The 23429-nt window shown below is 53.0% G+C and carries 20 protein-coding genes and 1 tRNA gene; 15 read left to right on the forward strand and 6 right to left on the reverse strand.

What is annotated here, in order from left to right; translation table 11 throughout:
• Nucleotides 1–75: 75 nt before the first annotated feature.
• The 3 genes from IGR76_12220 to IGR76_12230 all read left to right on the forward strand — a co-directional run bounded on the left by IGR76_12220 (nucleotide 76) and on the right by IGR76_12230 (nucleotide 1549).
• A tRNA-Thr gene (locus tag IGR76_12220) sits at nucleotides 76–148 on the forward strand.
• 185 nt (nucleotides 149–333) lie between these two features.
• Complete coding sequence (locus IGR76_12225) at nucleotides 334–600, forward strand: hypothetical protein (GenBank protein MBF2079253.1); 267 nt, start codon at nucleotides 334–336, stop codon at nucleotides 598–600.
• A 379-nt stretch (nucleotides 601–979) separates the two neighbouring features.
• On the forward strand, nucleotides 980–1549 hold the full coding sequence (locus tag IGR76_12230) for a Uma2 family endonuclease (protein MBF2079254.1): 570 nt from the start codon (nucleotides 980–982) through the stop codon (nucleotides 1547–1549).
• 21 nt (nucleotides 1550–1570) lie between these two features.
• Here IGR76_12230 and IGR76_12235 read toward each other — a convergent pair whose 3' ends face one another.
• Both IGR76_12235 and mnmE read right to left on the reverse strand, forming a co-directional pair.
• Entirely contained in the window at nucleotides 1571–2515 is a 945-nt protein-coding gene (locus tag IGR76_12235; GenBank protein MBF2079255.1) for a tyrosine-type recombinase/integrase, read from the reverse strand.
• 420 nt (nucleotides 2516–2935) lie between these two features.
• Nucleotides 2936–4306, reverse strand: coding sequence for a tRNA uridine-5-carboxymethylaminomethyl(34) synthesis GTPase MnmE (gene mnmE, locus IGR76_12240; protein MBF2079256.1), 1371 nt, complete (start codon nucleotides 4304–4306; stop codon nucleotides 2936–2938).
• Nucleotides 4307–4374: 68 nt separating this feature from the next.
• Between mnmE and IGR76_12245 the strand changes: the two genes are divergently transcribed.
• Nucleotides 4375–4902 carry a DUF2062 domain-containing protein gene (locus IGR76_12245; GenBank protein ID MBF2079257.1) on the forward strand — a complete coding sequence of 176 codons (528 nt, stop codon included), beginning with the start codon at nucleotides 4375–4377 and terminating at the stop codon, nucleotides 4900–4902.
• Nucleotides 4903–5057: 155 nt separating this feature from the next.
• Here IGR76_12245 and IGR76_12250 read toward each other — a convergent pair whose 3' ends face one another.
• Entirely contained in the window at nucleotides 5058–5855 is a 798-nt protein-coding gene (locus IGR76_12250; protein MBF2079258.1) for a DUF1868 domain-containing protein, read from the reverse strand.
• Nucleotides 5856–5943: 88 nt separating this feature from the next.
• Here IGR76_12250 and holA point away from each other — a divergent pair, with 88 nt between their 5' ends.
• The 7 genes from holA (at nucleotide 5944) to IGR76_12285 (ending at nucleotide 12931) form a co-directional block, all read left to right on the forward strand.
• Complete coding sequence (gene holA / locus IGR76_12255) at nucleotides 5944–6939, forward strand: DNA polymerase III subunit delta (protein MBF2079259.1); 996 nt, start codon at nucleotides 5944–5946, stop codon at nucleotides 6937–6939.
• 456 nt (nucleotides 6940–7395) lie between these two features.
• The gene (locus tag IGR76_12260) at nucleotides 7396–9102 is read left to right on the forward strand and encodes an AarF/ABC1/UbiB kinase family protein (protein MBF2079260.1); all 1707 of its coding nucleotides are present in this window, start codon (nucleotides 7396–7398) and stop codon (nucleotides 9100–9102) included.
• Between the two features lie 98 nt (nucleotides 9103–9200).
• Nucleotides 9201–9542, forward strand: a complete 342-nt coding sequence (locus IGR76_12265) for a hypothetical protein (protein MBF2079261.1) — start codon at nucleotides 9201–9203, stop codon at nucleotides 9540–9542.
• A 39-nt stretch (nucleotides 9543–9581) separates the two neighbouring features.
• The gene (gene msrB, locus IGR76_12270; protein MBF2079262.1) at nucleotides 9582–9983 is read left to right on the forward strand and encodes a peptide-methionine (R)-S-oxide reductase MsrB; all 402 of its coding nucleotides are present in this window, start codon (nucleotides 9582–9584) and stop codon (nucleotides 9981–9983) included.
• Nucleotides 9984–10161: 178 nt separating this feature from the next.
• A complete protein-coding gene (locus IGR76_12275) occupies nucleotides 10162–10704 on the forward strand; it encodes a GIY-YIG nuclease family protein (protein MBF2079263.1) in 543 nt (180 codons plus the stop codon).
• A gap of 369 nt (nucleotides 10705–11073) precedes the next feature.
• Entirely contained in the window at nucleotides 11074–12099 is a 1026-nt protein-coding gene (locus IGR76_12280; protein MBF2079264.1) for a permease, read from the forward strand.
• A 28-nt stretch (nucleotides 12100–12127) separates the two neighbouring features.
• A complete protein-coding gene (locus tag IGR76_12285; GenBank protein MBF2079265.1) occupies nucleotides 12128–12931 on the forward strand; it encodes a TIGR03943 family protein in 804 nt (267 codons plus the stop codon).
• A 69-nt stretch (nucleotides 12932–13000) separates the two neighbouring features.
• Here IGR76_12285 and trxB read toward each other — a convergent pair whose 3' ends face one another.
• Nucleotides 13001–14374 (reverse strand): thioredoxin-disulfide reductase, encoded by a 1374-nt coding sequence (gene trxB / locus IGR76_12290; GenBank protein MBF2079266.1) that lies wholly within the window; start codon nucleotides 14372–14374, stop codon nucleotides 13001–13003.
• Between the two features lie 325 nt (nucleotides 14375–14699).
• On the opposite strand from trxB, the gene IGR76_12295 reads away from it, so the two are divergent.
• The gene (locus IGR76_12295) at nucleotides 14700–15953 is read left to right on the forward strand and encodes a hypothetical protein (protein MBF2079267.1); all 1254 of its coding nucleotides are present in this window, start codon (nucleotides 14700–14702) and stop codon (nucleotides 15951–15953) included.
• Between the two features lie 203 nt (nucleotides 15954–16156).
• The gene (locus tag IGR76_12300; protein ID MBF2079268.1) at nucleotides 16157–16585 is read left to right on the forward strand and encodes a hypothetical protein; all 429 of its coding nucleotides are present in this window, start codon (nucleotides 16157–16159) and stop codon (nucleotides 16583–16585) included.
• Between the two features lie 13 nt (nucleotides 16586–16598).
• On the opposite strand, the gene IGR76_12305 is transcribed toward IGR76_12300, so the two are convergent.
• The gene (locus IGR76_12305; protein ID MBF2079269.1) at nucleotides 16599–18893 is read right to left on the reverse strand and encodes a bifunctional (p)ppGpp synthetase/guanosine-3',5'-bis(diphosphate) 3'-pyrophosphohydrolase; all 2295 of its coding nucleotides are present in this window, start codon (nucleotides 18891–18893) and stop codon (nucleotides 16599–16601) included.
• Nucleotides 18894–19425: 532 nt separating this feature from the next.
• Between IGR76_12305 and patD the strand changes: the two genes are divergently transcribed.
• A complete protein-coding gene (gene patD, locus IGR76_12310; protein MBF2079270.1) occupies nucleotides 19426–19794 on the forward strand; it encodes a heterocyst frequency control protein PatD in 369 nt (122 codons plus the stop codon).
• 45 nt (nucleotides 19795–19839) lie between these two features.
• Nucleotides 19840–20496, forward strand: coding sequence for a tRNA (adenosine(37)-N6)-threonylcarbamoyltransferase complex dimerization subunit type 1 TsaB (gene tsaB / locus IGR76_12315; GenBank protein ID MBF2079271.1), 657 nt, complete (start codon nucleotides 19840–19842; stop codon nucleotides 20494–20496).
• A 1-nt stretch (nucleotide 20497) separates the two neighbouring features.
• On the opposite strand, the gene mutS is transcribed toward tsaB, so the two are convergent.
• A complete protein-coding gene (gene mutS / locus IGR76_12320; GenBank protein MBF2079272.1) occupies nucleotides 20498–23212 on the reverse strand; it encodes a DNA mismatch repair protein MutS in 2715 nt (904 codons plus the stop codon).
• Nucleotides 23213–23429 lie beyond the last annotated feature (217 nt).

A 23429-nucleotide genomic window follows, 5' to 3' on the forward strand; every position in this document is an offset into this window, starting at 1 on the left:
GCTACAAGAAAGGTAGTTCTTTTGCGAGGTAATGCGCTTGCTTAGCCTCAAATTTTGTTATCATGTTGTTCGATTGCTGGTGTAGCTCAGTTGGTAGAGCAGCTGATTTGTAATCAGCCGGTCGCAAGTTCGAGTCTTGTCACCAGCTTTTGATTGACCCCCCCGTTGCATAAGGCTTCGGGGGGTTCCTGTGTTCGGCCATATCAGCGTTTTGGGTATCGTTTTGGGTACCAATAGCTACGCATCTACGCCCAAACCTACTTATGAATGCGCGAAAATAGGAGTATATGAATGCGCGAAAATAGGAGTAAATTTAGCACAGGATTTAGCACAATGCCTCGACCGGCTGATTCACCTGACGCAATTAACAAGCGGCTCAAGGGTACTGGAATTAGGCTGAAAGTAGAAGCAAGGGGGCGCAAGTTATCACTGCGCGGAACCTTTCCCCTGAAACCGGGGCAAACGAAAGTAAAGCAGACCTATCTTGCCCTTGGGATTGATGACACCCCCTACGAATTGAAAATGGCAGAACTCAAAGCTCATGAAGTATGGGCACAGCTAGGGCAGGGGACCTTCGATTGGCAAGACTGGATAGCCTGACCTTGATACCTGCGCTGCCTGGATCGAGCGATACAAACGCCACTGGTTCGCCATCAACGGCGATACTCCCACTACCCAGAAGAAATGGCAGCGTGGAGAGTGGCAGATGGGTCTTCGCTGGTTACCGAGTGACGTCAACCTCTCAGCGCAAGTCCTCAAAGACACAGTCACCAGTCGTCCTCCAGACAGCCGTGCTCGCCAACTATGCGTCCAGGTGCTCAATCGCTTCGCCGAATTCGCCTCAGTTGACGTTGACCTCAACCAATACCGAGGGAAATACAAAAGACGCACCAATGGTCTTGAGATTCCCTCGGACGAAATGATCGCCCAACTGGTCAGCAGCATCAAAACTCCCCAGTGGCGCTTAGTTTACATCCGCATGGCTATCTATGGACTGAGCGACCATGAGTGTTGGTTCTGTGACATTAACCCAGCGCCACCCTATGATTGCCGCGTGCTTGAAGGAAAAACCGGACCCCGCGATGGGGTAATGCCTTTCTACCCAGAGTGGGCAGCCCAGTGGGAACCGTGGAACGGAACCTTACCGAAGGTGACTGACACCGTAGGTGATCACGCCATCTACGGTGAACGAACGGCCAGGGCATTCAAACGCCACAAGATTCCCTTTACCCCCTACACCCTTCGTCATGCTTGGTGTATTCGAGCATCTGTAGTGTTCAAACAACCGATTCCCGGCGAGGTTTACCTAATCATCGAGATTTCTGATACCACCCTTGATCGCGATCTCGGCAGCAAAGCCGACCTTTATGCCGCTACTAGCATTCCCGACTACTGGGTATTGAACATCGCGGGGCAACAACTGCATGTGTTCAGAGAACCTAGAGCAGATGGCTACCAACGACAGCTCATATTAAGGGCACAACAGCCCATTACACCATTAGCCTTTCTTAATTGCACCCTGACCGTCCAGGAATGCTTCGGTATGTGATGAGCTATCATTAACAGCCTCTCATAGCCGTACCCGCTCAATCTCATCAAGACTCACCTCATCATCCCGCCGATCATATAACGCCGTCGTCCGAATATCCTCATGCGCCGCAATTTTCTGGGCATTGTCGCGGCTGCCACCCTTGCGCAGAAAATTCGTGATTCCACTGGCCCGAAACGTATGGTTGCACGCCTCCGTACTCACCCCTGCCGCTAGCGCTCCACGCTTCACCATCGCCCAGGCTTCCTGCCGCTGAAGTCTCTGTCCAGTAAGCGTTCGACTCTTCCCCGGTGCTGTCTGGAAGAGGGGACTATCTTTGATCTTTCGCAGTCCCGCCGCCTCAAGGTACTGATCGCGATACTCCTCAGCCGTGTGGTGGACAGGCAGCTCATGGGACTTCCCACCTTTCTCATGCAGCCGAAACCAGTACCGCTTCCCCTTGGGAAAATAGTCACCGACATTCATTCCCAGTACTGCCTCAATCCGGGCAAAGCTAAAAAACATCGTGGCGATCAGCGCCCGGTCTCTTAAGCTCACCACATGAGAAGTATCAATACTGCCCAAAAGCTGCACCATCTCTTCGTCACTTAAGATCGGCGTCTTTCCTTGCTTCGCCCGATGCTTGATTCCTCGCACCTCCGCCGCTGGATTCTCCACAGTGACACCACCATCCTTGAGCCACCGAAGCAGCGATTTAATTGCTGACAAAGGCTGATTCCGCGTGAGCGCCGAACCCGGATGAATCTCGATGTAGTGCGCAATGATGATCGAGTTGACTTGGTGGATCCCAAGGTCTGGATAGCAGGCTTCCAACCAATCAAAGAATCGAGTCAGGGCTCGGTAGTAGGCGAGACGGGTATTGAGGTTGCGGATCTCGGCGGTGAAAAACTCGACATACCGGTAGGTGGCTCGTTTCCCAGCGCGATGCACGATCGCTGGTAGCACAAACTCTGTGCCCGGAAGCATCAGAGCGCTGTTCTGAGGAAGGGTAAGGTTTTTCACGGGCGACCGTTATGCCTTGATATGACTGGATTTTGGCTTATTTCTTCTATGACATAAAGAGACGTTATGTAATGGAAAAGAGGCGGTGGAAAGTGAAGATTTCTCGTAGAGATGATTCTTCAGTTCCCTGAATAAGGCTCCATTTATAAAAACCAAGGTGTCCTCTCAAGGACAGGATGTACTCTGAATACTCTGCCGCCGCATTGGCATATGCAAGATTTTATGTCTACAAGATGGAATGAGGGCATCAAGTCAAAAGAGAATGGCTTGAGGCGATGCTGAATTCAAATACTTGACGGCAGAAACTTGGGTTTCCGTAAACCTTGCTGAGTGAATTGCTGAATACGATCGCAATCGCCCTTCAGTATCGTTGAAGAGATCCAACTACTTCCCAATACAAAACCGACTAAAGATCCGTCCCAGCATTGATTCCGTCATTTCCTCTCCTGTAATCTCACCCAGAGCCTGAACCGCACCCCGCAGATCAATCGTCCAAAAATCTAAGGGAAGCTGCTCCTGAATCGTAGATTGAACCTGGCGCAGAGAAGCTTTCGCCCGACTCAATGCTGCTGCCTGCCGTTGGTTAATTGCCAGATCGAGATTTGCCGCCTGTAGATTTCCCGTTTGCACCTTTTGTAGAATTGCCGCTTCTAGTGCATTAATCCCCTGATTCTGGGCAACTGCTGTTTTCACGATCGCCCCTATCTCCGCCGGAATCCCGACGGGAGCCTGTTCCACCAAATCCATCTTATTAATCACCAGAATCAGCGATCGCTCCTTCACCTGGTCATAAATCGCCTGATCCTCGGCTGTCCATCCCACTTGAGCATCAATAGTCATCAGCACTAAATCCGCTTGCTGTGCGGCACGGCGCGATCGCTCCACTCCGATCTGCTCGACTTGATCCGTTGCTTCCCGAATCCCTGCCGTATCGAGAACCTGAACCGGAATGCCACCGACGACTAACTGCGACTCCACCACATCTCGCGTCGTTCCTGGCAAATCGGTGACAATGGCGCGATCGCTCCGACTCCAGGCATTCAGCAAACTCGACTTGCCCACATTCGGACGACCCACAATCGTCACTTTTAATCCGGTTCGCAAGAGTTCCCCCCGGTCAGCCGTCGCTAGGATCTGCTCTACCTCCGTCAACACCTGACTCAGTTGGGCTTTCACCGATTCCTCATCCAGGGGTGGCAAATCATCCTCAAAATCAATCCGCGCCTCTACTTCCGCCAGAATATCCAAACAGGTCGAGCGCAGTTGACGGATCGGATGCGCCAATTTTCCCTGAACTCCGGCCAGTGCCGTCTGGGCGGCCTGGGGCGATCGCGCGCCCACCAAATCCGCAATACTTTCCGCCTGGGTCAGGTCAATCCGACCATTGAGAAACGCCCGCAGGGTGAACTCTCCCGGTTCCGCCAGTCGTGCCCCCTGCTCGATACAGAGTTGTAGAACCTGTTGCACCACCATCATGCCGCCGTGACAGTGAAACTCCACCACATCCTCACGAGTGTAAGAACGAGGGGCTTGCATCACCAACAGCAACGCTTCATCAACGGTTTGTAACGTTTGGGGGTGGTGAATATACCCGTACAAAATGCGGTGACTTCCCCAAACCTGCTGCCCCGGAGCCATAAAAAGTGTTTGGGCGATCGCCATTGCGTCTGAGCCAGAAAGCCGCACAATCCCTACACTGCCCTGCTGTGGAACTACGGCCGTTGCGATCGCCGCAATTGTATCGCCCTGAATCATGATGATTTCACGTACTTAGTTGATCAGAAAGCCTGAATACAATAAGGATAGTTTGTTCCGCCAATGCCATGCGATTCTCCGAAACACCCAGTTCCTACTCCTCGTCTAGACCCATTTCCCAACGTCGTGCCACGTCCTGGCTTCGCACCTTCCGATACTTTTACCACCGCTTTACCCGGATGGAGGGCAGCCCCCATGCGATCGCCCGTGGTCTGGCGGTTGGGGTCTTTTCAGGATGGTTTCCCTGGTTTGGCGTCCAAATGATCATTGCGGTAGCCTTGGCAGCACTCGTACGGGGCAACAAGATTATGGCGGCGGCCTCCACCTGGGTCAGCAATCCCCTCACCTATGTTCCCATCTATGCCTTTAATTTTCATGTGGGATGCTGGATCTTGGGAATAGACATGGGAAAGGATATCTTTACGGAAATGTCCTCTTGGAGTGATGCGGTGGCCTTAGGGCAAGACTTTTTGCTGGTGCTGCTGTTTGGCTGTTTTGTTGTGGGTTTGGGTGTTGCCGCCCTGAGCTATGGTGCAGGACTTTGGCTGCTTCAATCGGTTCGGCAACAACGCTTAGACCGCCGCCGTCTCCAATAGGGAATTTAGAGGGAGCATCCCAATTTTGTACGGGTAGTGCGAGCGTCCCGCTCGCGGGCAAGATGCCCGCACTCCAGACATTGATAAATTTGCAAATGTGGGATGCTCCCCATTTACAGGCCTTCGGGACATGTCGCCACATCCCGAAGGTGACTCTACGCATCAAACGACAGCACCGGCCAGTCGTTTTCCCGGTTGTATTGCATCATGTTTTCGAACTTGCGGAGTTCAGCACGATGCACATGAATTTCCTGGGGAATTTCGTTCTCGATCCAGGGCTGATTAAGCTCCGAAATAATGGCGCTAAACGTGTTTGCATCGGGCAATTTGCTGATGTCTCCAAAGTAGCCCAGCGTGATGTGCCCAGTGAGGTGATACTGCTGCTCAACGCCGAGGTTAATCAGCTCTATGTTTTGATAGAGCGATCGCCGCAACTCGGTAACTCGCGCATAGGATCGTTCGGCCTTGGGAGCAAGTCCTAGGGCGATCGCCCGTGGCATCACCAGAAGACCAATCACTTGCCACGTTACCGGATCTGCGCCCTGTACTAGCGGTTCACAGCGCTGAAAAATTTGGTCAATACTTTGCTGGAGCCGACGTTCAAAATCCTCGTTGACCTTGAGAGCATGACGGTAGGCATCATTCCAAATCAGATCCGCCAACGTCATGTGAAAACTTTCGGCAGGCAAAGGAATGAAAAATCCCTCCGGCAGAGCTTTCACCAGTTCGCGTTGACAGGCCTGAACTTGCTTGTAAAAGTCGGCATTGCTGGAGTCTTCACCCCAAGGAGGAGTGATCACGGAATACCCTGGAAAGGGAACGACCTGAAACCCATCGTTCCCATCGGGTATAAATTTTGGGGATGACTGAATGTACTGAACCTGCGCTTTGTAAGCATCGGACAGGGTCATGTGGGCCACCCGGTTCACGTAGACCTGATACGTATCGTCCAATCTCGTTCGCCTCGCGTACTGTAGAAACGTAGGGTGCTGCACTGCACCGTACAGCTATTCTTATTATTGAAAATTATCGCACTGCCCAATGCCAATCTATTTTTACTGGGGAGATGATCAATTTGCGCTGAATCGAGCCGTTGCAGCATTGCGCGATCGCACCCTTGATCCCGATTGGGCCAGCTTCAACGCCGATAAGATTTCGCCCGATCAGCCCGATGCCGTGATGCAAGCCCTCAACCAGGCCATGACGCCTCCCTTTGGCATGGGACAACGCTTTGTGTGGTTAGTGGATACAACTGTATGCCAGCGCTGCTCTGAAGACTTGCTGACGGAACTAGAGCGCACCTTGCCGACGATTCCTGAAACCACAGTGCTGTTGCTGACCAGCGACTCTAAACCCGACGGTCGTCTTAAGTCCACAAAGCTGCTGCAGAAACACGCTGAAATCCAGGAGTTCTCTTCCATACCCCCCTGGAAAACCGATCTGATCGAACAGCAGGTGCGACGAGTGGCGCAGGATATGCAGGTGAAACTTTCCCCAGACGCCGTACACCTACTGGCACAGTCCGTGGGTAACGATACGCGCCAATTAGTGACGGAATTGGAGAAGCTGAGTCTGTATCAGGGCGATCGCTCAACGCCGATTTCCGCCGATGCCGTTTCTACCTTGGTAAATGTTTACACCCAGAACAGCCTCAAACTAGCCACAGCTATCCGCGAGGGAGACACTAGTAAAGCCCTCACCATTGTGGCGGATCTGATTGCCCGTAATGAAGCTCCCTTACGAATCTCGGCAGTTCTCGTCGGGCAATTTCGCACCTGGCTCTGGGTGAAACTGATGGTGGAAGCCGGCGAACGAGACGAACGAGCGATCGCCCGTGCAGCGGAGGTGAATAATCCCAAACAGATTTACTTTCTCCAGAAAGAGCTCCGCACCGTGTCCCTCAATGCCCTCCAGCAAAGTTTACCGATTTTCCTCAAGCTAGAGGCAGGACTCAAGCGAGGGGAAGACGCGATCGCCCTTTTACAGACCACAGCGATTGAGCTATGCCAGCTATTCACGGTATCCACCAAACGCTAACGGTATCGATAAGGCTAGACCCAAGGCCAAAAGCAACCGATCCCGCCCCATCGCCTTGTTTATCTTCCTTTACATCGAAAATGGGGTGAACGATTGAGAATTACGTATGCTTCAATGCCACAAAAATCTATTAAAGCCCGGATGCCCTCTACATCCGAGAGATCACCGTTGCCAAGGGGAGTCTTAAAGTTTGTTGAAGCTCTACCCCTGATTTGTTTGTAGTTTTCTATACTAATATTTAGAAAACGCAAAAAAGGCATCTTCAGGTTTAGGGTGAGTCGCATCGTTTTTGATGCTCTAGCAATGGCATAACAAAACGGTTGTCCTGCTTCACACTAAAATTCGACGCCAACCAATCTGACCAGATGGATCTCCTATCTGCTCTGAGCCTTGGGTGCTGAATATGCCTTTAGGTTTGCGAGTGCGTGTAACCGATCTTCCGAAAAAGAGGCGCAGATAGGTGTGAGCCAACCCCTAAATCAGATTCGACGCTACGACCCCGACGCGATCGCCCGCTATTATCGCCATCGCCCCTTGGCTGCCGTATGGCGTGCGTTTAGGATCGTCTGGATGTTTTTGGGTTTCGTCCTGGGCATGAAGATGGATGACTGGTTCGGCGTTGCCGAGCGGCATCATCATCGGCGGGCAACCCAACTTCGCATGATCCTGACCCGTCTTGGCCCCACCTACATCAAGGTCGGACAGGCCCTTTCCACCCGTCCCGACCTCGTTCGGAAAGATTTTCTAGAAGAACTCATCAAGCTTCAAGACCAACTGCCGCCGTTTCCGACTCCCATTGCGTTTGGCATTATCGAAGCGGATCTGGATCGGTCGATTGATGAAGTTTTTAGCTACATTTCACCCGCTCCAGTGGCCGCAGCGAGTTTAGGGCAGGTCTACCGCGCCAAGCTCTTCAGCGGTGATGAGGTTGCCGTTAAGGTGCAGCGTCCCAACCTGCTGCCCGTCCTAACCCTTGATCTGTATCTAATGCGGTGGGCGGCAAGCTGGCTCGCACCCTGGCTGCCGCTGAACTTAGGGCATGATCTGACCCTGATCGTGGATGAGTTTGGCACCAAGCTGTTTGAAGAAATTGACTACCTGAACGAAGGCCGTAACGCTGAGGCGTTCGCGGCGAATTTTCAAGATGACCCACAGGTAAAAGTACCATCTATCTACTGGCGGTATAGCAGTCGTCGGCTCCTGGTTCTGGAATGGATCAACGGCATTAAGTTGACCGATACTGACAATGTGCGGGCGGCAGGTCTGAATTCTGACAAGCTGATCGAAATTGGGGTAACGTCGGGACTGCGCCAACTGCTCGAATTTGGCTTTTTCCATGCCGACCCCCACCCTGGTAACCTGTTCGCGATGTCCGATGGTCGCATGGCCTACATCGACTTCGGCATGATGGATCAGTTGGGTCATTCGATGAAGGAAACCTTAGTCGATTCGGTGGTTCACCTCATTAACCGAGACTATGATGACCTTGCCCACGATTTCGTGAAACTGGGATTCTTGACCCCTGAAACGGATATTCGCCCGATCGTGCCTGCTCTGGAACAGGTTCTCGGCAACGCGGTTGGTGAAAGCGTTGGCGATTTCAACTTCAAGACCATTACCGATCAGTTTTCAGAACTGATGTATGACTACCCCTTCCGGGTTCCCGCCAAGTTTGCGCTGATTATCCGCTCGCTCGTAACCCAGGAAGGACTAGCCCTCAGCCTTAATCCTCAGTTCAAGATTGTGGAGATTGCCTATCCCTACGTGGCGCGGCGATTGCTGAAGGGAGAATCACCGGAACTGCGGCGACGGTTAATCGAGGTTCTGTTTAAGGATGGCAAGTTCCAGTGGCAGCGATTGGAAAATCTGATTGCGATCGCCCGTTCCGATGACAACTTTGATCTGATGCCGACTGCTCAGTTAGCGTTGCAATTCCTTCTCTCTGAAGAAGGCCGCTATCTACGGGAGCAAGTCTTGCTGGCACTGGTAGAAGACGATCGCATTCATACCGAGGAGGTGCGGCGATTGTGGGATCTGGTTAAAGATGAAATCAAGCCTGCCCAGCTCTTTGGTGCCACCCTAGGAGCGTTGACCGGATTCTCGACGGAGCAGGCGGCGTCCTTTATTCCCGCAATTACCAGCATTATGGTCGAACAGCGATAGGCCATTTAACGCTAAGCTGTCGATGGTTTGATTGTGTTTATCGGGTTTAGGAGCTTGGCGTGGAGGAGTATTACTACGTAGGTTCGTCTCCGTTTTTTATGTTATTCGCTGGGTTGCTGGCGAGTGCAACCGCAGGCTTAGCCTTTCAGGAGACGTTGAAACAATCGCTCAAGGAATGGTCGCGCAATCGTTCGTCGCGCACCCTGGCTAATCTGCGTGGCTTTTCCCTGGGGCTGCCCTTTTTAGGCATGGCAGGAGGCGTCTGCGTATTCCTAGCGTCAGGATTGCAGATATTCAGCTTTCCCATGGCAACAGCCTATGTGATCGCCGCTCCCCTAACGGTGGCCAGTGCGTGGCTCGTGTGGTATCAGTTGGGACGGTTGCTGGCGCAGCTTGAAGCGGGGGGATCAAAAGCGATTGACTTAGATTCGCTAGGCTAGAAGGATACCCATTCCTAGGATACGTTTGAGGATATTACCGTGGTTGATAAGGTTCAAAAAAGCGACGCTGAATGGCAACAGCAACTCTCGCCTGAGGAGTACCGTGTGACCCGCAAGAAGGGCACAGAGCGGGCGTTTACAGGTAAGTATCACGACAACAAGGCGTCTGGTGTTTACAAATGCGTGTGCTGCGGAACAGAGTTGTTTAGTTCTGAAACGAAATTTGACTCTGGAACGGGTTGGCCGAGCTTTTGGGCACCGATGCACGCAGAGAATATTGATTACGAGCAGGACAATAGCCTCTTCATGCGGCGTACAGAGGTGCTGTGTGCCACGTGTGATGCTCATCTCGGCCATGTATTTGGCGATGGGCCTGCCCCTACCGGACAGCGCTATTGCATTAACTCGGCAGCATTGGATTTTCAGCCAAAGGCAGAGTAGTGCTTCTGTTGCCTAAAATTTAGGATTGAGGGCGATCGCTCCAGCTTAGGGCGATCGCTCTTTTATTTGTGGAACGGAGAGTCACACAATTCTTAACGCTGAAATGGGGTGAAACGGCTGACAGATGCCCAACAATCTCCTAGGCTGAGCATGGACGCGATCGCCCTAATTGAACGTTATGACTACTGAGCTACAACCCCCATCCCTCGCAAGTTTGCCCTTTGTCCCGTACCTCACGGATGAGGGCGATGTGAACCATACCTGGGCCGGACAAATCGGGGTCTATGCCATTTTTGATGCCGATCAAGCCTTACAGTACGTCGGCTATTCCCGCGATATATCCCTGAGCTTAAAACAGCATGTCGTGCGGCGATCGCCCGTTTGCAAGTGGGTCAAGGTGCAGACTATTACGAAGCCGAGCCGCACCGTTTTGGACTCCATGCGCGATGCCTGGATTGCTGAAAACGGTACTGTTCCACCGGGGAATGCCGATGACGAGCCGTTATGGACTCAGCCGATTGACGCAAAGCTGCAAATGACCGAGGCGGAAAAGGCCGCCTATGAGGCCCAAGACGAGGCCGGTAAGATCAAAGTCCTCAAAAATGTGGCGCGACGAGTTGAAGCGCAAGTGATGGAACAGCTCCAACAGCAGGGAATCACGGCAGCAATCCGATTTGATCCGAAGTTGAAGGAATCGGGATTGCTGAACCTGAAACCGTAATGTTTTCGCTGCCCCAGGTTCCCTGGTAAAACAAGGGCATATCCGCCATAATGCATTGATCGGATCTAGGTTGTTTCATCAGCTTGTCTAGAGGTAGATATAGCAATCCTACTTGGATTGTGAAACGTGCGCCTCACGGGGCGCACGTTTCACAACTCATCTTTTTCACAAATCACGTAGGAACGCTATATAGCAGTGGACGAGTTAGTTAGGACAAAGGGGGATGGGGGCTTCGCTCCCACGCAGGGGTTTCACCTCTGCCCCCGTCCTAACCCGCCCTTTTGTTGCTATATCCCTCCAAAGTCCGTGGAGATTGAACCAAATCCGCTAGAATAACTCCAGCTTACGGAGAGCGATCGCCCGGTGCCTATGGAACAGCTCAATAATGCCCTGACCCTTTTCTTCAGCCTGCTGGTAGAGGCTATGCCCTTCCTGTTATTGGGAGTGCTGTTTTCCAGTGCGCTGCTGCTGTTTGTAGACGAACGCAAGCTGGTGGCGGCTATTCCTCGTAATGCCGTTTTAGCGGCGATCGCCGGAAGTTTAATCGGATTTCTGTTTCCGGTGTGCGAGTGCGGTAACGTGCCCGTAGCGCGACGACTCATGATCCAGGGTGCGCCCACATCCATGGCCGTTGGCTTTCTCCTCGCCGCCCCGACTGTGAATCCCATTGTCTTTTGGGCTACGTGGACGGCCTTTCGCGATCAGCCAGAAATCGTGTTTATGCGGATTGGGTTTTCGCTGCTGATTGCGGTGATTATTGGCTGCATTTTTAGTACTCAAACGGATATCCGTCCATTATTGCAACCTAACGTGGCGCGATCGATCATGCCGGGGATGACGCCGATTCGGGGCGGAACCTCTAGGGAAGCCGTCGCCTCGCCTCTACTCCAGTCGGGAACCTTTATGTTGGGCACACCGGGTCAACAACCGATGCGGATGGATAGCGGTATGGCGATCGCGGCGACGGCTCCCATCACCCGTCCGTGGGGCGATCGGTTTCAGCTCATGCTGGATAATGTGGTGCTGGAACTTCGGGAATTGGGTGGCGTATTGATTTTGGGAAGTGCGATCGCTGCCATTGTGCAGGTTGCCATTCCCCGGGAGGTGATTCTGAGTCTGGGACAAGGCCCGGTCACCTCGATTTTGGCGATGATGCTGTTGGCGTGGGTGGTGTCGATTTGTTCCACTGTGGACGCTTTCTTTGCCCTCGCCTTTGCCTCCACCTTTACCAGCGGTGCGCTGCTAGCATTCCTGATTTTTGGCCCCATGATCGACCTGAAGAACATTAGCCTGCTGCTCACCGTGTTTCGAGGTCGTGCAATCCTATACTTATTTCTCCTAGCCGCGCAACTGACCTTCGCGATCACCCTGGCGGTGAACCTGTACTGGGTCTAACCACGCTCCGTTTGCTCCCTTGTACCCCATGAAACCGAGAGTCAACCGATCTACTTCTCAAGCCCCTCTTACCCGCCGCATTCCCTGGTCAGCCATGCTGGATCTGTTGGCGATCGCCGCTTGGGGGGCGTTATTGCTCAAGTACTGGCTGACGGGCAAGATGAACATCCTGCTGCACCCGGACTACCACTGGCTAGCCGTATCGGCGGGTATTTTCCTGGTCGTGCTGTCGGTACTGAAGCTGGGGCAACTGCTGAAAATCCTGGTGGATCCCAAAGGGGAGAAGCGATCGCTGGCGGCTCAGCAGCACATTGCGCTGTTTAAGCCAGGGGTCGGTAGCGCGATTTTGCTATTTGTGGCGATCGTGGGGTTGCAGTTTACGCCCCAGCCCTTTACCAGTGCGGTGGCATTGCAGCGAGGGATTACGGAAACCCTGTCTATGACGCGATCGCAGCCCCAAGCCTTTCGGGGAACTACCGCACCGGAGGATCGCTCGATTATCGACTGGGTGCGGACGCTGAATGTGTATCCGGAACCCGATGCCTACGCGGGGCAGCCTGTCCAGGTGGATGGCTTTGCGGTGCATCTAGACGGCTTTCCCGACCATTACTTCACCATTTCTCGGTTTGTGATTACCTGCTGTGCCGCTGACGTGTACCCAGTGGGATTACCCGTCAAACTCAGCGGTTCCCAGTCTATCTATCCCGCCGATCAGTGGTTCCGGGTGAAGGGCAAAATGATCACTGAAACCCACAATGATATCCGGCAGGTGGTGATTGAAGCTGAGGACGTGACCGAGATTCCCGAACCGGAGAATCCCTACGAGTATTAAAACTAAAAGGCGATCGCCCCTCCGATAGACGCAATCGCCCGTTGCAAAGCCATCCAAGTTGAAGAGAATTTAGGAGACAGGAACCGGAGTCAGATTGTTTTGAATCATTTCCCGGTACTGACTCTTTTGCTTCATGCCCTTCATTTCACCGACCAGAGCTTTGGCCTTAAAGAACTGAACCGTCGGTGTACCAATGATGCCTGCGGATTCGGCAATGTCCGGATCTTCAGTAATATCGATCTCCACATAGTGAACCTGGTCGCCAAATTCGTCAATCACCTTGCTGAGAATCGGTTTCAGCGTATGGCATGGGCCACAGGTAGGCGATGCATACTTCACCACAATTAGGCGATCGCTCTCATGGTACAGCTTTCGCAGGGCATAGCCCCCTTCATGGTGTACACGGTGAATATCGAACTCCGATGCCTGCTCCGCTTCGGTCTTGTGGGGCGTTTCCGCATGGGGACGCTCGGAGGCTTCCGTTTGGTGGAACTCCTGGAGTAGACCGTTAGACGACAGCCACCGTTCTGCCAGCAGGGCGGCCATACAGCCTGTACCCGCCGCCGTAATCGCCTGACGGTACTCGTGATCCTGCACGTCGCCCGCCGCATAGACCCCTTCAATGTTGGTTTCGACTGAGTTCGGCTTGGTGACGATGTAGCCAACCTCATCGAGATCGATTTGTCCGGTGAACAGGCTGGTGTTCGGGGTGTGCCCGATCGCATAGAACAAGCCCCGCACTGCGATCTCTTTTTCCGCTCCAGTTTGGCGATCGCGGAGGCGCAGCCCTTTCATCCCTTCGTCATCACCCAGCACGTCTACCGCTTCGGTATTCCAGTGGACAGTGATCTTAGGATTACGGAGGACACGATCCTGCATGGCTTTACTGGCTCGCATTTCATCCCGACGAACGAGCAAGTGAACATGGGAACCGTACTTTGTGAGATACACAGCCTCCTCTGCGGCAGAGTCCCCACCCCCAACGACAGCGAGTTCTGCATTTCGGAAAATTGGCGTTGCGCCATCGCAAATCGCACAGGCCGAAATGCCGCGACTCCAAAAGCTCTTTTCGCTAGGTAGACCGAGGCGTTTTGCCGTGGCTCCCGTCGCAATCACGACACTATGGGCTTTCACCTCCCGTTCCTCGGAACGAATGACAAAGGGACGCTGGCTAAAGTCCACGGAAATCACATCTTCGGTCACGAGTTCCGCTCCCCAGCGAACCGCCTGCTCCTTCATGCGATCCATCAAGTCCGGCCCCATAATGCCATCGGGGAATCCGGGAAAATTCTCAACTTCGGTGGTGGTCATTAACTGCCCCCCCGGCAACCCTCCCGCTTGGTAGCCTTCAAAAACAAACGGCTTGAGGTTTGCCCGTGCAGCGTAGATGGCAGCCGTATATCCAGCTGGCCCTGAACCGATAATCACTAGATTCTCTACCATAGGAGTCGTGCTTAGAATATATGAACTCGTAATGACTACGCTTAATATAGCACAGAGGGCTTGGTCTGGAGGAGGCTGCGACGTTAAGGCAGGGGCTGATGTCAGTTTTGAGTTTTGAGGGTTGAGTTTTGAGTTGAAGATGCGCGGTTATGTCAGAGATTCTGTCCCTGCTCCATTACGGCCATTTCAGATATCGGAATGGGAAACCGGAAGGGGGCTAGCTTAGGAGACTCCTGCAAAGGGTTGATTTTTTAGTACAAATATACTAAATTATTGCTAGATATAAGTACTAGCGTACTAAAAACGGGTTGCGGTGAATAGGGTTATGACAGACGTACGCACTGAAATCAAGGCGATTAACGAAGAGCTTCAGGCGTTGGAAACGCAGTTTGTGGAGGACTGGCTGCTCATGCCAGATACTCTAGGCCAAGGAGAATGCGATCGCCCCACGGATCACCCTCTTGAGTCTCCCCCTCCAGAGGATCAAGCTTCAGTACGCCATATGCCACACTCTCAACCTAGCAAACGATCGGCAGATGCCCTCAAGCCTAAAATTGCCCCCTCCCCAAAGCCCCCCGCACAAATCCAGATTTCGGGTTTAGCAAACGGAGAGCAACGACAGCCTACGATCCAGAAACCCATTGGGCTACCGTCGTTTCAGATTTCAAGTCCATCGACTGCTCATACTCCTTCGGCTAAAACCCAGTCGATGACAAAGCCGTCTAAAGTCCTAGGAGAGGCGATCGCCAAACCTGCAACTTCTCAGAATCCGATATCTCCAGTGCAGGAACAGGATGAGTTCGAGTCAGTGCTGGATGCCAAACTCCGCGAACTAGATACCCAGGCCGCCTACGTCAACCACCTAGCCGAGCAGCAGGAAACAGCGTTATTAACCCTAAAGGCGATCGCGGAGGCTGCACAGTTTGAGGTCATTCGGTCGGGACTCATGGATGATCCCACAGGTTCTACGGAGTTGAACTGGCTGGAGGATTATCAGCAGGCTACAGTTTCATTTGTGGAGGATGATGGGCACGGACGATGGGTGATTCGGAGTCGGGCGATCGATTGGTTTCGGGCGGAACGCGATGCACTCACGACAGCCGAACAGCTCCGTCGCCTCCAAAAAACGCGATCGCGCAGTACCGTCTCCAGCCAACCTAGTCCTGTTTCCGCCGCACCCCGCCGCCAACCTAGACTGGCGATCGCCCCTGTCAGCGACCCTGAGAAACGGTCGTCCCGTCGGCGTCGGGAGCAATCTGACGCGTCAACCCTTGTTCGCAGTTGGGTAAAGGGTGCAAAGCGTGCCCTCGATCATCACAAAGCTCAGCTAGAGGCGCGATCGCCCGTCCTTGTATCTCGATTGGGGAGACTATCTCCGCTCACTCCCAATTCGTCCCCAAACGAGCAATCACCTGCCGGAGTCCAATTTCGGATTTTTGTGCTGTGGATTGCTGGCGCTGCCGCGATACGAATTGGCTTAAACGTCCTCTCAGCGATCGCCCCTTCCCTAGTCCCAGTCGTCATTCTCGGTGGATTGGGGATTGGTGGACTGCTCTTCTACCGTCTGTTTACTCAGTAGAAATGATTACCCCTGACAATACCGATTTCTGAAATCCCAGATATAGATCAAATGCTAGATCAAATGCTGAAATCGCTGACAGCGTAACGCATTCTCAACTCAAAACTAAAACCTCAAAACTCAAAACCGATATGACCAAATATCTCAACTCAAAACTAAAACCTCAAAACTCAAAACTAATATGATGAATAGGATGTGCAGTCATGCCCTCTGAACCAACCTCGTCCCGGTCTCACAGTACCCAGGTACAACTCGCTCCATCCATTGCCCAATTTGCAGCAGTGACGGCTAGTTTACTCATGCTGGCAAGCTTCTTTTCGGGCAAATCTCCCTTTACCCTTCGAACTCAGTCTGCTAGCAGTCCCCTCCGCTGTACCCAACTCGTGCAGCCGAACCAGACCCTCTCACGGGAACAACTCACCGCCCTGCGGAACCTAGACGGACAACAGCAACAGGCCGATCTTCAAGATCGTTTAGGTCAACCCTACTGCCAGATCGCAACGATCAGTGATTCCGCAGGCGCATCCTTCACCGGAGATGCCTATCCCCTAGAGTTCGACCCGCAAATCTGGCTAGTGGTGCTGTATTCTGGCGATGCCTATGCGGGCTATCAGTTTGAGTTTCGGCAGTGAGGTTAGACGTTTGCTAAACGCCGGATTCCCCAACTTGGCTAACCCGATGGAGATTGAGAATATCGCTCATTTTGCGAATTTGGGTAAAGGTGCGATCAAGCTGTTCGCGATCGCGAATGTCGATTCCCAGATCGATAATCGCCGTTTGACCCGGAGCTGTTTTCACATTTGCACTCCGGACGTTGATATTGTGGTCACTCAACCGCGACAAGATATCCTTAAGAACGCCTACTCGATCCAACACTTCAATCTGAATCTGAACGGGATAGGTTTGGATCCGGTTACCCGTCCCACTGCTGTCTGTGTTCCAACCTACGGGGATCAGGCGATCGCCCGGAATGTTTTCCAGATTTTGACAGCCCTGGCGATGAATCGAAATACCCCGACTGCCCATCGTCACCACCCCAATAATTGGCTCACCGGGAATGGGATTACAGCACCCTGCCAAGTGATACAGCAACCCTTCAATGCCAGAAATGGGAGAATCGCTGGGACGAGTCGAGGGTGGAGCCGGAAATGCGCTTGCTGTAATGTTGACTTCACTGCTGAGATCCGTATCCGTTTTAGCGGGGGCAATGGGTTGCTGTGCCTTAATCGCATCCCGAATCCGGTTGATAACGTGATTCAGCGTAGTCTCACCATAGCCGACGCCTGCCAACAAATCCTCCACGGATTGATAGTTGCAACGCTCCGCCGCGACTTGCATCGGTGCAGACTTTAACATGGCCTCAAAGCCCTGTTTGCCCAACTCCTTTTCTAGCATGTCTCGCCCACGGGCAATGTTCTCGTCACGGTGCGATCGCTTATACCATTGGCGAATTCGGTTGCGTGCCCCAGCCGTAACGGTGAAGTTAATCCAGTCCATACTGGGACGAGCGTTCTTTTGGGTCAGGATTTCAACAATGTCCCCATTTTGCAATTCAGTATCCAGGGTGACGATGCGTCCGTTCACCTTTGCGCCTGCACAGTGATTGCCAACCTCGGTATGAATGCGGTACGCGAAGTCCACAGGCGTTGCCCCCCGACTGAGAGAGACCACATCCCCACTGGGCGTGAACACGTAGACATCTTCGTCAAACAGATTGTCGCGAACGCTTTCGAGGTATTCCTGGGCATCTTTCAGATCGTTTTGCCAATCTAGAAGCTGCCGTAGCCAGGTGAGCTTCTCATCTTCTGCCGTCAGGCGCGTATTGGAATGTCCAGCCTCTTTGTATTTCCAGTGCGCCGCAATTCCATACTCGGCGATGTGGTGCATTTCCAGGGTACGGATTTGCACTTCAATGGGGCGACCGTGGGAACCAATCACAGCGGTATGGAGAGATTGATAGCGGTTCGGCTTAGGTAGCCCGATATAATCCTTGAAACGACCGGGGATCGGACGGAAGATGTCATGAACTACCGCGAGGGCGCGATAACACTCGTCGTTGTTTTCAACAATGATGCGAATGGCGGCTACGTCGTAGATTTCGCGAAATTCCTTTTGTTGCCGCTGCATCTTTTGGTAAATGCCGTAGAGATGTTTCGGACGACCGCTGATGTCTAAACAGTTAATGCCGCTTTGATCGAGGCGTTCCTTCAGCATAGAGGCCACATTTTGGAGGCGAACTTCCCGATCGGCGCGTTTGTCGGATACCAGATCCTGAATGCGGCGATAGTCATCGGGTTCGATGTATTTAAACGCCAAATCTTCAAGCTCCCACTTGAACCGTCCAATCCCTAAACGGTTCGCAAGAGGAGCAAAAATCTCGCGGGTTTCCTGGGCAATACGCCGCCGTTTCTCATCGGGCAAATGCTCTAGGGTACGCATATTGTGAAGGCGATCGGCCAGTTTGACCACAATGACGCGAATATCCTGTGCCATCGCCAAAAACATGCGCCGAAAATTCTCGGCCTGACGCTCAGTTTTGCTGGAGAAGTTGAATTTAGAGAGTTTGGTAACCCCTTCCACAAGTTGACGCACTTCGACCCCAAAGCGTTCTTCAATTTCTTCAGGGGTAACATCAGTATCCTCAACCACGTCGTGCAAGAATCCCGCCGCAATCATGACGGGGCCACCTCCTAATTCGCGCAACAAACCCGCCACGGCTACGGGATGGCAAATGTAAGGTTCTCCTGATGCCCGTCTTTGGCCTTGATGAAGACAGTAGGCAAATTCAAAGGCACGACACACTAACGAATTATCTGGAAGCGATTCTGTCTGTTCTCCCCGATCGCACGATTGTTCTGAAAGCAGGCATTCAGTAAGCCATTGGGGGAGATTGCAGTCAGTAGGATAGGAGGTTGGTACGTTTAAAGAAGTGGCTTCCATGCGTTCATGCCTACGAGGGATTGATAGATATTAATCGATGGTTAGATAACAGCAATAGGGGTTCGACCGAAGATTGGTTTAATATCTGCCGATTCTAGAGCATCGCCAATGGTTCAACATCGGATCATTATGTAGAACTGGGTCAGACATTTAGGAGTTCCCTGGGGGCGATCGCTCTATAAGTCCCATTGTTCTCAGCGAGTGCATGCAAACTGTGAGCATGATGACTGATGATAAGGGAGGAGGAAACGCGGTATGGGTCTTGGTGCAATAAACGAACCAAACCTAACTGCAAACTGCGCTTTGTTGTTCTGCGGTGATGGGGGAGCGTTCCCAATCGCAACGATGGGGGAACCTTTCTTCTATCATATTATTGGTAACGCAGAGCACGAAAACATCAAGTCATGACTTGATTAACAAATGCTTTGAGCGTTGTGCTTCAATGATATCGAATCTGTCCGGTTCAAATCCTCTCAATCGGTTTAGCAGAGAGAACTCCTGGGGGCAGAGTTTCCGTCGGCGGATAACAATCATGGCCTTGGATGATGCAAATTTGTACGCTCCGTTTGGGCGATCGCTCCAGGATTTGCGATCGCAGGTTGTCCAGGCTCACCCGGATATTCGCAATCTTCAGGCAGATTTTCTAACCCTTCAGCAATATTTTCAAACGACGCTTTTGCCGACCGAGTATCCGAACCTGGCTGACTCGGCAGAATCTAAGTTGGTGTCCTACCACGCGGAGATCAGCAAAGAACTGCGGCTGTTGGGCATGGATATTATGTTTTTGCAATCCGCACGGCAGACGATGACGATTCAACAGCGGCAAGCCCAGATACGCGATCGCCTGGATCGGTTAAGGGACTATTGCGATCGCATTGTTGAAGGGTTGGAAACGCTGTGAAGACAATTCGGTAGGATAGGGCTGGTGTCTCACGATGAGGTAGCGATGCTTTTACCCCCCAACCGATACGCGTTGGCGATCCATACCTCAAGCGCCAACCTCGGACTGGCAATGAGCAACTTTAACGGCGAGGTGCGAGGTCAAACCTGGGAGTTGGGACGGGACGTCTCTAACCAGCTTCAGCTTCAGCTTGAGGCATTTTTGTCTCCCCAAACCTGGCAGGATTTAGAGTTTTTGGCGGTATCAATCGGGCCAGGAGGGTTTACCGGAACTCGGATTGGTGTCGTAACGGCGCGAACCTTGGCACAACAGCTTGAGATTCCGATCTTTGGGGTGTCGAGTTTAGCGGCGATTGCATGGCAAACCCATTTGCAATCTCCTGTAGAGGATGGCACCCGGATCGCGGTACAGATGCTCGCTCAGCGAGGACATATTTACGGTGCAATCTATGTAGTGCGTGCCATGCTCAATGATGGCAACACCATGCATTTAGAAACATCGATGCCGGATGCCGTGTTTACCGAAGCGGCATGGCTAGAGGTGCTGAATCAGTGGGACTGTGGGCAAACGATTGTGACCGCTGAGGGCATGGGTGATTCAGCCCTGGCGATGCTGGATTTGGCGTATCAGAACTGGCAAGCGGGCGATCGCCCCAGTTGGGCAGATGTCGTACCTTTCTACGGGTTGAGTCCTGTGTCGTAGATTATCGAAAGATATCAAGCTGCTCGATGGGGTCGTAGTTGGGTGATGCCTCAGACGCACGATTGGACCCTGCATCGTCCGTCGCACCGTTTTTGCCGTTCTTTTTCCCACTCCTGCCTTTTCGCAAGCCCACTGCAATGCGTGAGTGCGTTTCGATCTGGGTCATGACCTGCTTAGCGCGTTGGATCACCGAGGCCGGGAGTCCCGCAAGGCGACCCGCTTCAATGCCATAGGAGCGATCGGCTCCTCCGGGCTGAACTTGGTGCAGGAAGATGATCTGATCGGGCAACTCCTTCACGGTGACTTGGTAGTTGGCAACGTTGGGTAAGAGGGATGCCAGCTCGTTGAGTTCGTGATAGTGGGTGGCAAAGATCGTGCGTGCGCCGATTTCGGTTGCTAAATGTTCGGCCACTGCCCAGGCAATCGAGAGACCGTCGAAGGTGGCGGTTCCCCGTCCGATTTCGTCCAGCAACACGAGCGATCGCGGTGTGGCGTGGTTAAGAATATTCGCCGTTTCGTTCATCTCGACCATAAAGGTGGACTGTCCCGTGGCGAGGTCGTCTACAGCTCCGACACGGGTAAAGATGCGATCGCACACTGCCAGGATTGCACTCCGGGCAGGGACAAAACTCCCAACCTGAGCCATGAGTTGAATTAGCCCAATTTGTCGCAGATAGCAGCTTTTGCCGCTGGCGTTGGGGCCAGTGAGGATAATCAGATCCGGTGCCGAATCCGAAGGGGACGACACCGATTTTCCGAGGGTCGCGCCGTTGGGAACGAAGAAGCCCGCCGGAAGCGATTGTTCTACGACCGGGTGGCGACCGTCGGTGATCCGAATATCACGGCCATCGGTGAGGGTGGGACGGCAGTAGTTTTGGTAGATCGCTACTTCTGCCAGACCTGCTAAAGCATCCACCGAGGCGATCGCCTGGGCTACGGTGCGGATCGCTTCCGCATGGGTACACACCTCTTTGCGGAGTTCTACAAAGAGATCGTATTCCAACTGGTTCAAAGCTTGTCGTGCATGGAGAATCCGGCTTTCCCGTTCCTTAAGTTCGCTGGTGACGTAGCGTTCTTCGTTGGTGAGGGTTTGGCGACGGATGTAGTCGGTGGGGGCTTGCTCGGTTTTGGCACGCGAGATGCTGATGTAGTAGCCAAAGGCTTTGTTGTAGCCAACTTTGAGGGTCGAGATACCCGTCCGCTCTCGTTCCGTGACTTCCAACTGAGCGATCCACTGCTGATCCTCGTCTACCTGCTGCCGTATGTGATCCAGTTGCTCGTTCACCCCCGACCGAATCAAGTTACCCTCGGTGAGGATGATCGGGGGATTGTCGTGGAGATGGGCTTTGAGATGGAGTCCCAGTTTCTCTAGCTCTGGGGGAACCGTCTGTAAAACCGTGAGATAGGGAGACGTGGCTGACGCGACTAGATCCGCGAGATCGGGCAAACGGGCGAGGGAATCAGCCAGGGCAACCAAATCACGGGCGTTTGCAGTTCCCGAACCTGCCCGTCCGGTCAGTCGTTCCAGATCATAGATTTGCTTAAGCAGGTGTTGCAGGGTTTGGCGCAGGGTTCCGTTCGTTACAAGTTCGGCAATAGTCTCTTGGCGATCGCCAATGGCCTGCAAATCCAGCAAGGGCTGCAAAATCCAGCGGCGCAACAATCGTCCCCCCATGGCCGTTGTCGTGCGATCGATCGCCCACAGCAGCGATCCGTGAAAGGTTCCATCCCGTGAGGTTTGGGTAATTTCGAGATTCCGTCGGGTTTGGTGATCGATCACCAGATATTCCGTAATCGCGTAGGTGCAGAGGGGTTGAAGGAGCACCGGATTCTCTTTTTGGGTGTCTTCTAGGTATTCCAGTAAGCCCCCAGCCGCTCGAACCGCTAAGGGCAAATGCTGGCAGCCCAATCCTTCCAGCGATCGCACCCGAAAGGTTTGGAGCAGTCGTTGCCGGGCTTCGTGTTGTTCAAAGGGAAGCTGCGATCGCAGGGTGTAGCAGAACTGGGTCGGCAACCAGTCGGGGAGGTGGGGGGATTTCTCTCCCGGTCGCAACAGTCCCCCTAGATCGGGCGCGTTGGTCGGGATTAAAACTTCCGACGGTTGCAGCCGCATCAGTTCTTGGACGAGCACCTCAGTCTCGGTAGATTGGGTGGTGAGAAATTCCCCAGTCGAAACGTCGGCATAGGCCAGCCCCCAATGATTTCCCGCTAGGGCGATCGCCACCAAAAAGTTATTCTTGCGAGCGGTCAGCATCCCATCTTCCAGCACCGTTCCGGGCGTAATCACCCGCGTCACTTCCCGCCGCACCAGTCCCTGAGCCGTTGCCGGATCTTCCACCTGATCACAAATGGCGATCGCATACCCTTTTTCCACCAACTGGGCACAGTAGCGCTCTAGGGCATGGTGGGGAATCCCTGCAAGCGGCACCCGACCCACTTCTTTTCCGGCTTCTTTGCTGGTCAACACCAGTTCCAACTCGCGGGCAATGGTAATCGCATCTTGAAAGAAGGTTTCAAAGAAGTCGCCAATTCGGTACAGCACCAGCGCATTGGGATACTGATCTTTGACCGCCGCGTACTGCTGAAACATTGGGGTCAGTAGGGTGCGATCGATGGTGCGGTAATCGGCATAGCGTACGGTGTGCTTCAGTAACCGTTCGGGAATATCAAGCGTGGGATTTGGTTCGGTGTTCGGGGTGGGATGGGAATCGGTCATGGTGCTACTGGCATGAAATACCCTACAGACACCTTACCGCATGTAGGCTGAGGAATACAGGTGTCCTATACTCAAGGACGGGTGAAGCCTATTTAGTCGGTTCGTTGGTGAATGAGGCCACGTTTATTTCCAAAGAGAATCCTTTAGGGGAGGAGTTCTCAGCTCGACTTTATCCAATTGATCCAAAAAGGAAAGCAGCAAGCAGAATTCAGATGAG

It is taken from the genome of Synechococcales cyanobacterium T60_A2020_003, assembly GCA_015272205.1.
Taxonomy (GTDB): Bacteria; Cyanobacteriota; Cyanobacteriia; order RECH01; family RECH01; genus JACYMB01.